The sequence below is a fragment of the Bacteroidota bacterium genome (assembly GCA_030017895.1).
GTDB lineage: Bacteria > Bacteroidota > Ignavibacteria > UBA10030 > BY39 > JASEGV01.
Window position 1 is genome coordinate 42,819 of record JASEGV010000014.1, and the last position, 7,961, is coordinate 50,779.

8 protein-coding genes and 1 pseudogene are annotated in these 7,961 nt (G+C 39.6%); 1 reads left to right on the forward strand and 8 read right to left on the reverse strand.

The features are described 5' to 3' along the window. Positions 1-6: 6 nt before the first annotated feature. The 8 genes and pseudogenes from QME58_04240 to QME58_04275 all read right to left on the reverse strand — a co-directional run bounded on the left by QME58_04240 (position 7) and on the right by QME58_04275 (position 7,538). Positions 7-780: an NADH:ubiquinone oxidoreductase gene (locus QME58_04240; GenBank protein MDI6803043.1), complete on the reverse strand. Its 774-nt coding sequence runs from the start codon at positions 778-780 to the stop codon at positions 7-9. Positions 781-793: 13 nt separating this feature from the next. Further along, the gene (locus tag QME58_04245) at positions 794-1,687 is read right to left on the reverse strand and encodes an FAD/NAD(P)-binding protein (protein ID MDI6803044.1); all 894 of its coding nucleotides are present in this window, start codon (positions 1,685-1,687) and stop codon (positions 794-796) included. Further along, on the reverse strand, positions 1,687-2,709 hold the full coding sequence (locus QME58_04250) for a 4Fe-4S dicluster domain-containing protein (GenBank protein MDI6803045.1): 1,023 nt from the start codon (positions 2,707-2,709) through the stop codon (positions 1,687-1,689). Before QME58_04250 ends, QME58_04245 begins: the two co-directional genes overlap by 1 nt. A 214-nt stretch (positions 2,710-2,923) precedes the next feature. Further along, entirely contained in the window at positions 2,924-3,364 is a 441-nt protein-coding gene (locus QME58_04255; protein MDI6803046.1) for a hydrogenase maturation protease, read from the reverse strand. Then, entirely contained in the window at positions 3,361-4,788 is a 1,428-nt protein-coding gene (locus tag QME58_04260; protein MDI6803047.1) for a Ni/Fe hydrogenase subunit alpha, read from the reverse strand. The genes QME58_04255 and QME58_04260 overlap by 4 nt, the downstream gene beginning before the upstream one ends. After that, positions 4,781-5,317, reverse strand: coding sequence for an NADP oxidoreductase (locus QME58_04265; GenBank protein ID MDI6803048.1), 537 nt, complete (start codon positions 5,315-5,317; stop codon positions 4,781-4,783). Before QME58_04265 ends, QME58_04260 begins: the two co-directional genes overlap by 8 nt. Positions 5,318-5,319: 2 nt before the next feature. Then, complete coding sequence (hoxU, locus tag QME58_04270; protein MDI6803049.1) at positions 5,320-6,048, reverse strand: bidirectional hydrogenase complex protein HoxU; 729 nt, start codon at positions 6,046-6,048, stop codon at positions 5,320-5,322. Positions 6,049-6,062: 14 nt separating this feature from the next. Beyond that, a pseudogene (locus QME58_04275) lies at positions 6,063-7,538 on the reverse strand (NADH-ubiquinone oxidoreductase-F iron-sulfur binding region domain-containing protein). A 50-nt stretch (positions 7,539-7,588) separates the two neighbouring features. Here QME58_04275 and QME58_04280 point away from each other — a divergent pair. Further along, a partial coding sequence (locus QME58_04280) for a helix-turn-helix domain-containing protein (GenBank protein MDI6803050.1) occupies positions 7,589-7,961 on the forward strand: 373 nt, incomplete at its 3' end.

Below are 7,961 nucleotides of genomic sequence, written 5' to 3' on the forward strand. Positions count from 1 at the left end.
CTCCATTTATTTTTCGGCTAACAATTTATCAGGAATCCAGGCAGGTGCAGCATACATTGCCATTTTTTGTTCGATATCGTCTTTAGTTATTCCGTGCGTTTTAAACATTGTAACGTTTGCATCGTAATGGGCTTCTTCAATCGGTCCATGACAACCACCGCAAGGAATATTATGGCTCGGACAACGTGCATTACAGCCGGATAATGTAAGAGCACCGCAGCAGACCTCGCCTTGCTCAATTACGAGGCAAGCGTTTTCGCGCATCTTGCATTCGCTGCAAACTGAAAATTGTAGAATCTCGGGCAGGTTGCCCCGCAGCAGTGAAGTTACAACCTGTAAAAACTGATCCTTCTCAATCGGACAGCCCGGAAGTTGTATATCGACTTTTACAAAGGACTTTACAGGAAGAGCGGGCATCGAATCAAGAATATTAATTTCTTCGCCATGCACTTCTCTTTTTAGAATATCTCGTGGAATCTGATTTTTCATTGCAGCAACTCCGCCCCATACCGCACAAGTTCCGATTGCAACCAACAATTTAGCTCTCTTACGAATTGCGTGGAGCGCTTCAAGGTCGCGCGACTGGGCTACTACACCTTCAACGAAAGCAATATCCAATAGAGTTGTGTTATCATTATTTGTTTGAGCCATTTCCCAATCGCGTATATCCAATGCGTTTGCTAAATGAATTAATTCGTCTTCGCAATTCAGGATTGCCAATTGATCGCCGGCGCAGGATGTTAATCCAAAAATTCCAATTTTAGGTTTGTTATTTTCCATAGTCGATTCCATTTTAAAATTCGATTAACTCGGGCATATTTACAATGTCCCAATAGCTAAATATAGGACCATCTATGCAAGTGTATTTATATCCGATGGCACAATGTCCGCACTTCCCGACACCACACTCCATACGACGTTCTAAAGACATTAAAATGTGGTCTTTCGAAAAGTTAAGTTTTAACAATTTATCTAATACAAATTTATAAAAAATTGGCGGTCCGCAAACGGCGGCATAAGTATTCTGTACATCTAAATCTTTTACGTGTTGAAATAGTTCTGTTACCATACCGATTTTACCGCGCCACGGATGAGCTCCCGGATATTGATATGCCTGTTCAACAGTCAACAGACACTCGAGGTCTGTTCGGCGCATCAGCGATTCCATTTCATCCCTGAACAAAACGTCGTCGGGAGATTTTGTCCCATACATTAAAACGACCCGACCAAACTGGCTGCGATTATCAAGTATATAATTCAGTAACGAACGCAGTGGAGCCATTCCAAGTCCGCCGGCAATAATTAAAATATCGTGTCCCTTCATTTCTTCAACCGGATAGCCGTTACCATAAGGACCACGAATTCCGACTAACGAATTTTCAGGTAAATTATAAAGTGCATTTGTTACTCGACCCATTCGGCGGATGCACATTTCGAGTACACCTTTTCGCGTTGGTGTTGAACTGATGGAGATGGGAGCTTCGCCCGTTCCGATAACTGTGATTTCTGCGAACTGACCGGGTTTGTATAAAAATTTATCGTTCAAAGCAGGATCTTCAAACCTGAATAAAAACATATAGTTATCTTCGACCATAGGAATTACACGAACAAGCCGTGCAAGGTCGGGCATCATTACGTTTGATGCACGAGCATTTGTAGAATAATTTAAATGAGAATGACGATCCATTATGCTTCTCCTCTAACTTTGTTAAACACTTCGACCACATGAATTTTTGTTGGGCAGTATTGAATACATCTGCCACAACCCGTGCAACTTGGTTTTCCGTATTGCGATACAAAACCGTTTTGTTTATCGTAATACCGGTTTCGGACACGGTCGGCACGGTTCACACGGAAATTATGTCCGCCTGCAACAACAGCATAATCTTTAAACAAACACGAATCCCATTGACGAACTCTTTCGCCACTGTCAGTTATTAAATTTTGAATATCGTAAACATTGAAACACGAACAAGTTGGGCACACCATCGAACAACTGCCGCAGCATAAACATTTTTTACCAAGCTCTTCCCACACTTCGCTTTCGCGCTGCAGCTCAAGTATGTAAGGTAAGTCGGATGTATCTAAACTTAGTGTGAACCTGTTTTTTCTCTCCTTACGGATTTTTAGATATTCGTTGGTATCTTTTTTTGATACCTCTGCTAATAAATGTTTAAAGTCGGTTGATATATCGTCACCGATACTTGAACCAACAGTAAGTAAGTAAGAAGATTTGAGTTCAGACAAGAAAAGATCGAAGCCGTCTTCAGTGGCATCTGTACCCATCGAACGGCAGAAACACTTATCATCGGGCATACAGCTTAGTCCGATTACAACAACATTTTTCCGGCGTGCAAAATAATATTTATCGGGATAATTTGTTCCGAAAACAATATCCAATATTTTTAAACCATGTATATCGCAAGGATGTAATCCGAATAATACTATTTTTTTATCCGAATCTTCAATCACCTCCGTGAAACCTTTGGTGCTGCTAAAGTTGAATAGCGTATCTTTCGGTTTGAAAAAATATTTTTTAGGTGGATTGATAGTTCGTAAATAATCCATGGCTATTTCTGAAGTATTTTCCATCGGACCGAAGACGAACGATTGATTACTTTTTCTCTTTGGGACATGCACTTCCCCGTAGTTTTGCAGTCCTTCCATAAAAAGCTTGAAATTCGTTTTGGGTAATTTTAATATTTTCATTTCATTTAACTGTTTTATTTATGAAAACTTTTATTTGAATAATTTCAATATATATGCCAAGTGAAATAATATCTAAATCACTCAATTTTAATGATTTACAGGAAAAATTATTACAATTATGATAAGAAACAGAAAAATAAATTTCATTTTTGAGAATTAGAAGGATAATTAAACACAACTTTCATTGTATAATAATAATATTCTTATTCAATATTCAATGCGATACCTCAACACTTGCAGTAAAATAATTTATAAATTCCTTCAATCTCTCTTGTACTGAAATGGATAGTTCTTCCGAAACATCAAATTCATAAGCAGGTATATGGAATAAAATAATAACATCGGGAACTCTGCCATATAAATGCAGACATGCATTCAATATGTTTTGAGGCGATACAAAATGTGTGTTTAATATTTCTGTTGATATTTCAGGTTGAAGCTTGACTTGAGTAATTACACTGACCTCGATGCTTGCATCTATAAAATATACAGCTTCGTAATTAGATATAGTTTGTATTAATTCGGGAGTTAACTGATGGAGTGTTAAAAATTGAAATTGAGGATAAATATTTTTTAGTAAACCAACGGCTACGATTCCTGCACCGTCATCGCCACGTAAAGTATTGCCATAACCAATGACTAAAGTCTTTTTCACCTTTTGACTTCATCAATTAAATTATTTTCTACATCGAACAACTGAACCTGCAAAGGCATTTTACCTAACAAATGGGTGCTGCACGACAAGCACGGATCGAAACACCTGATACCCGCTTCAATCCTGTTTAACATACCTTCAGTAATTTTTGACCCATCCAAATATTGAATAGCCAGTTGCCTGACGGTTCGGTTCATAGCCAAATTATTTTGAGCAGTAGCAATTAGCATATTTACTTTCTGAATTACTCCATCGGTGTTAACCCAATAATGATGAAACAGAGTACCACGCGGGGCTTCGGAGAAGCCAACCCCTTCTTCACGATTTACCATAGCTTTAGCCCGGATATGGTCGCTTAAAATCATCGGATCGTTTAGCAGGGTTTCAATTTTTTCTACTGAGAATAAAATTTCGATGAGACGTGCGTAATGATAATAAAAGGAATTATTAACAGTTCCCGAATCGCCGGCGATTGATTTGAAAACTTTCCGTTCGGATTCAGCAAGCGGAGTATCTATATAATCGCATATATTAACACGGGCAAGCGGTCCAACACGGAACATTCCTTTAGGATAACCTAACGGTTTGTAATAAGGAAATTTAAGATACGACCAAGTTTCCGAAATTTCACCGAAATAATCGTAATATAATTTCGGATTTAATTTATCGGCTATGATATTTCCATCGCTGTCCATTACGCGCAACTTACCATCATAATATTCTAAAGCTCCATCATCAGCTACCAACCCAATAAATAACGATCTGAAGTTGCCAAAGTTTGGAATATCTTTTTCAAATGTTTTATGAATTTTTTTTAAAGTTTTAAGAGCCTCTAAAGTTGTTTGTTTAGCTTCTGGAATCCAATTTAGTAAATAATCCTTTTTAGATGCATCAAATTTTTCGCGGACACCACTGGCTACAGTCCACGGTGTATGAATTTTTCTGCCGCCTAAAATTTCGATTATCTCTTGTCCGAACTTTCGAAGTCTGATTCCTCGTCGCGCAAAATCCTTGTGTTCTTCCATCAACCCGAAAATATTTCTTTTCAACGGATTGGAGTCGAAACCCAACAAAAAATCAGGGGACGAGAGATGGAAAAAACTGAGTGCATGCGATTGTGTCCATTGTGCAAGTGTCAACAACCGGCGTAGTTTCTCTGCAGTCTCGGGTATGGCAACCGCTAAAATATCGTCTCCCGCTTTAGCTGAAGTTACAAGATGACTTGCTGGACATATTCCGCAAATACGTGATGTAATGCCGGGCATTTCCCACATCAGGCGACCCTCACAAAATTTTTCAAAACCACGGAACTCATCCACATGGAAACGTGCATCGCTTACATTATTTTTATCATCGAGGTGTATAGTTATTTTCGCATGACCTTCGATCCGCGAAACCGGTTTTATTGTAATTATATTAACCATATCTTAAATAAATTGTTGAAAACACAGGTAACCGTCCAGCCAAAAGCTCGCTTACTGCAAACCAAATTTGATCGGCTGTGGGTGGACAACCATGAATAAAAGCATCGATTTTAATAATTTCGTGAAGAGGACGGGCAGAAGGAAGCATTTTTGCTATGGTGTTATAATCGCTCGGAACAACTCCTACACTTTCAGCTAATTCGAGATACGAACGATTCAAGATTTCTGCGCTGCTAAATCTGTTGCGCATTGCAGTTACATTTCCCATTACCGCACAATCTCCAAAGGATACGACATACTTCGAATTCCTTCTTATAATATGCGCAAAATGTTCGTCCTCATCTTTAGATACTGCTCCTTCAACAAGTGTAACATCCACATCTTTAGGAAAATCTTTTATATCAATTATCGGCGAGAAGACAAGTTCCATTTTATCGGCAAGTTCTATCAGGCGTTCATCGAGGTCAAGAAACGACATGTGACAACCCGAACACCCGGTCAACCATACTGTTGCTACTTTTGGTTTCATAATCAATCCTCCTCGATATTAATCCATTCACGTTTCTGCCGCGCTGTTACTATGTATTTTAAAAACTCAGGACGTTTTTCCATTTCAGCTATCGTTGATCCTTTTTCAAATAATGCTGCCGTGGGACATACGAAAACACACTTGCCGCATCCAGTACAACTTTTCGACGTGCCCCACGCCTGATTCAAGTCTGATATAATTTCACAATCTATTCCTCTGCCGGCTATATCCCAAGTATGCGCCCCTTCTACTTCGTGACAAACGCGGACACATCTTGTGCACAGCACGCACCTGTTGCGGTCGTTCACATAATCTTTATGAGTCGCATCCAAATCTTTTTTAGGATACAAGTATGGAAAGCGTACGTAAACTAATCCCACATCGTAAGCTAAGTCCTGTAATTCGCAGTTGTTGTTTGCTACGCACACCGCGCACGAATGATTTCCTTCTGAGGCAAGCAACTCGATAATCATGCGACGATATTTTTTTAATCGGTCGGTGTCGGTACGAACAACCATTCCCTCATGAGGTTTAGTTGTACATGCTGGAAAAAGCCTCGACTGTCCTTCAATTTCTACTACACATAAGCGGCAGGCACCAATATCCGATAAACCTTCTAAATGACAAAGGGTGGGAATATTAATTCCGTGTTCACTTGCAACATCAAGAATCGATGCATCCTCTTTAGCGCTTAGTTGTTCTCCGTTTATTGTAAGTGTTAAAATTGCCATAATCGGTTTTTACCTCATTTCTCTTTTGATATTTCTTCGGATGGAACATAATTCTCGACGGGCTTCAATAGTTTTTCGTATTCATTTCTAAAATATCGGAGTGTGGAAAAAACCGGATTTGGTGCCGATTGTCCCAAACCGCAAAGACTTGTGTCTTTCACCATCGCACAGAGTTCTTCGAGTAGTTGTATATCTTCGATTGTAGCTGTTTCTTTTGAAATTTTATCAAGCAACGAATGGATATGCTTTGTACCTACTCTGCATGGAATACATTTACCGCACGATTCATCGACACTGAATTCCATAAAATATTTTGCAACCTCAACCATTTTCGATGTTGAATCCATAACTATCATACCGCCGCTGCCCATCATCGAGCCGACTGTTGCGAGTGCTTCGTAATCAACTGTAATATCCAAATGCTCTGCCGGTATGCATCCACCGGAAGGACCTCCTGTTTGAACTGCTTTAAACTCAGTACCGTCGGGTGTGCCGCCACCGATCTCAAAGACAATTTTTCGAAGTTGAATTCCCATAGGAACTTCAATCAAACCTGTATTTTTAATCTGACCGGCAAGAGCAAATACTTTTGTTCCTGCGCTTTTAGGAGTTCCTATTTTCGAGAACCATTCGCTTCCTCTGGTAATAATCGGTGCAATGTTTGCAAAAGTTTCGACGTTATTAATTAATGTAGGCATTCCCCACAAACCTTTTTCGGATGGATAAGGCGGACGTGGACGCGGACGACCTCTGCGTCCTTCGATTGACCTCAATAGAGCAGTTTCTTCGCCGCAAACAAAAGCTCCGGCTCCAATCCGCAAATCAACCCTGAAATTAAAATTCGATTCAAAAATTCTGTTACCTAAAAGTCCTAACCCCTCAGCTTGTTTAATCGCGGTTTTTAATCTTTCGATAGCCAACGGATATTCCGCACGGACATAAACATAGCCTTGACTCGCACCGGTAGCGTAACCGGCTATCGCCATACCTTCTAAAATTCGATGAGGGTCGCCTTCCAAAATACTGCGATCCATAAATGCACCGGGGTCGCCTTCATCTGCGTTACAAACCACAAATTTTTTGTCGCTCACTGCTTTACGAACAATCCCCCATTTCAAACCTGTCGGATAACCGGCGCCGCCCCGTCCGCGTAATCCACTTTTCCGAATCTCCTCAATAACCTCTTCAGGTTTTAATCCAGTCAATACTTTCGCTAACGCTTCGTAACCGTCTGTTGCAATATATTCTTCAATGCTGTCGGCATTTATTTCGCCGCAGTTTTCCAGAACAATTTTTTGTTGACTCGCAAAAAACGGATGCGATAATTCAATTACATTTTCTTTTACTGTTTGCTGATTGATGAGATGATCTCGCACAATTTTTTTAACAGTCTCTGCATCAACTTTTTTGTATAACGTTCCATCGGGTAAAATTTTTACTAACGGACCTTCGCCGCATAAACCCATACAACCCGTTCCGACTAGTGTTAAGTTAAGTATGAAATGACGTAAATATTTATTATCTTTGCCATAAAAAAACTATGGCAATAAAATATACGATTCACCTGACTAAGTCAGAAAGAGAAGACTTAATAGCAATAATAAACAAAGGTTCGCATACTTCTAAAACATTTCGTACTGCTTACATTCTAATAAATTGTGATGAAGGCAAGTATTCTGAAAAGATTACTAATGAACAAATAAGCAAGGTGCTGAAAGTTGGCATGCGAACAATAGACAGAGTCAAAAAAAGATTTGTGGAAGAAGGCATTGAGGCAGTATTGGAAAGGCGCCCCACGCAACGAGTTTATGAAACAAAAATAGATGGTGATACAGAGGCAAAATTAGTAACACTTTGTTGTAGTCAACCCCCAAAAGGTTTTGCAAAATGGTCTTTGCGCTTATTAGCAGACA

Coding starts and splice junctions, on each gene's coding strand:
- QME58_04240 (MDI6803043.1), bottom strand. CDS start 780: ATGGAAAATAACAAACCTAAAATTGGAATTTTTGGATTAACATCCTGC.
- QME58_04245 (MDI6803044.1), bottom strand. CDS start 1,687: ATGGATCGTCATTCTCATTTAAATTATTCTACAAATGCTCGTGCATCA.
- QME58_04250 (MDI6803045.1), bottom strand. CDS start 2,709: ATGAAAATATTAAAATTACCCAAAACGAATTTCAAGCTTTTTATGGAA.
- QME58_04260 (MDI6803047.1), bottom strand. CDS start 4,788: ATGGTTAATATAATTACAATAAAACCGGTTTCGCGGATCGAAGGTCAT.
- QME58_04265 (MDI6803048.1), bottom strand. CDS start 5,317: ATGAAACCAAAAGTAGCAACAGTATGGTTGACCGGGTGTTCGGGTTGT.
- hoxU (MDI6803049.1), bottom strand. CDS start 6,048: ATGGCAATTTTAACACTTACAATAAACGGAGAACAACTAAGCGCTAAA.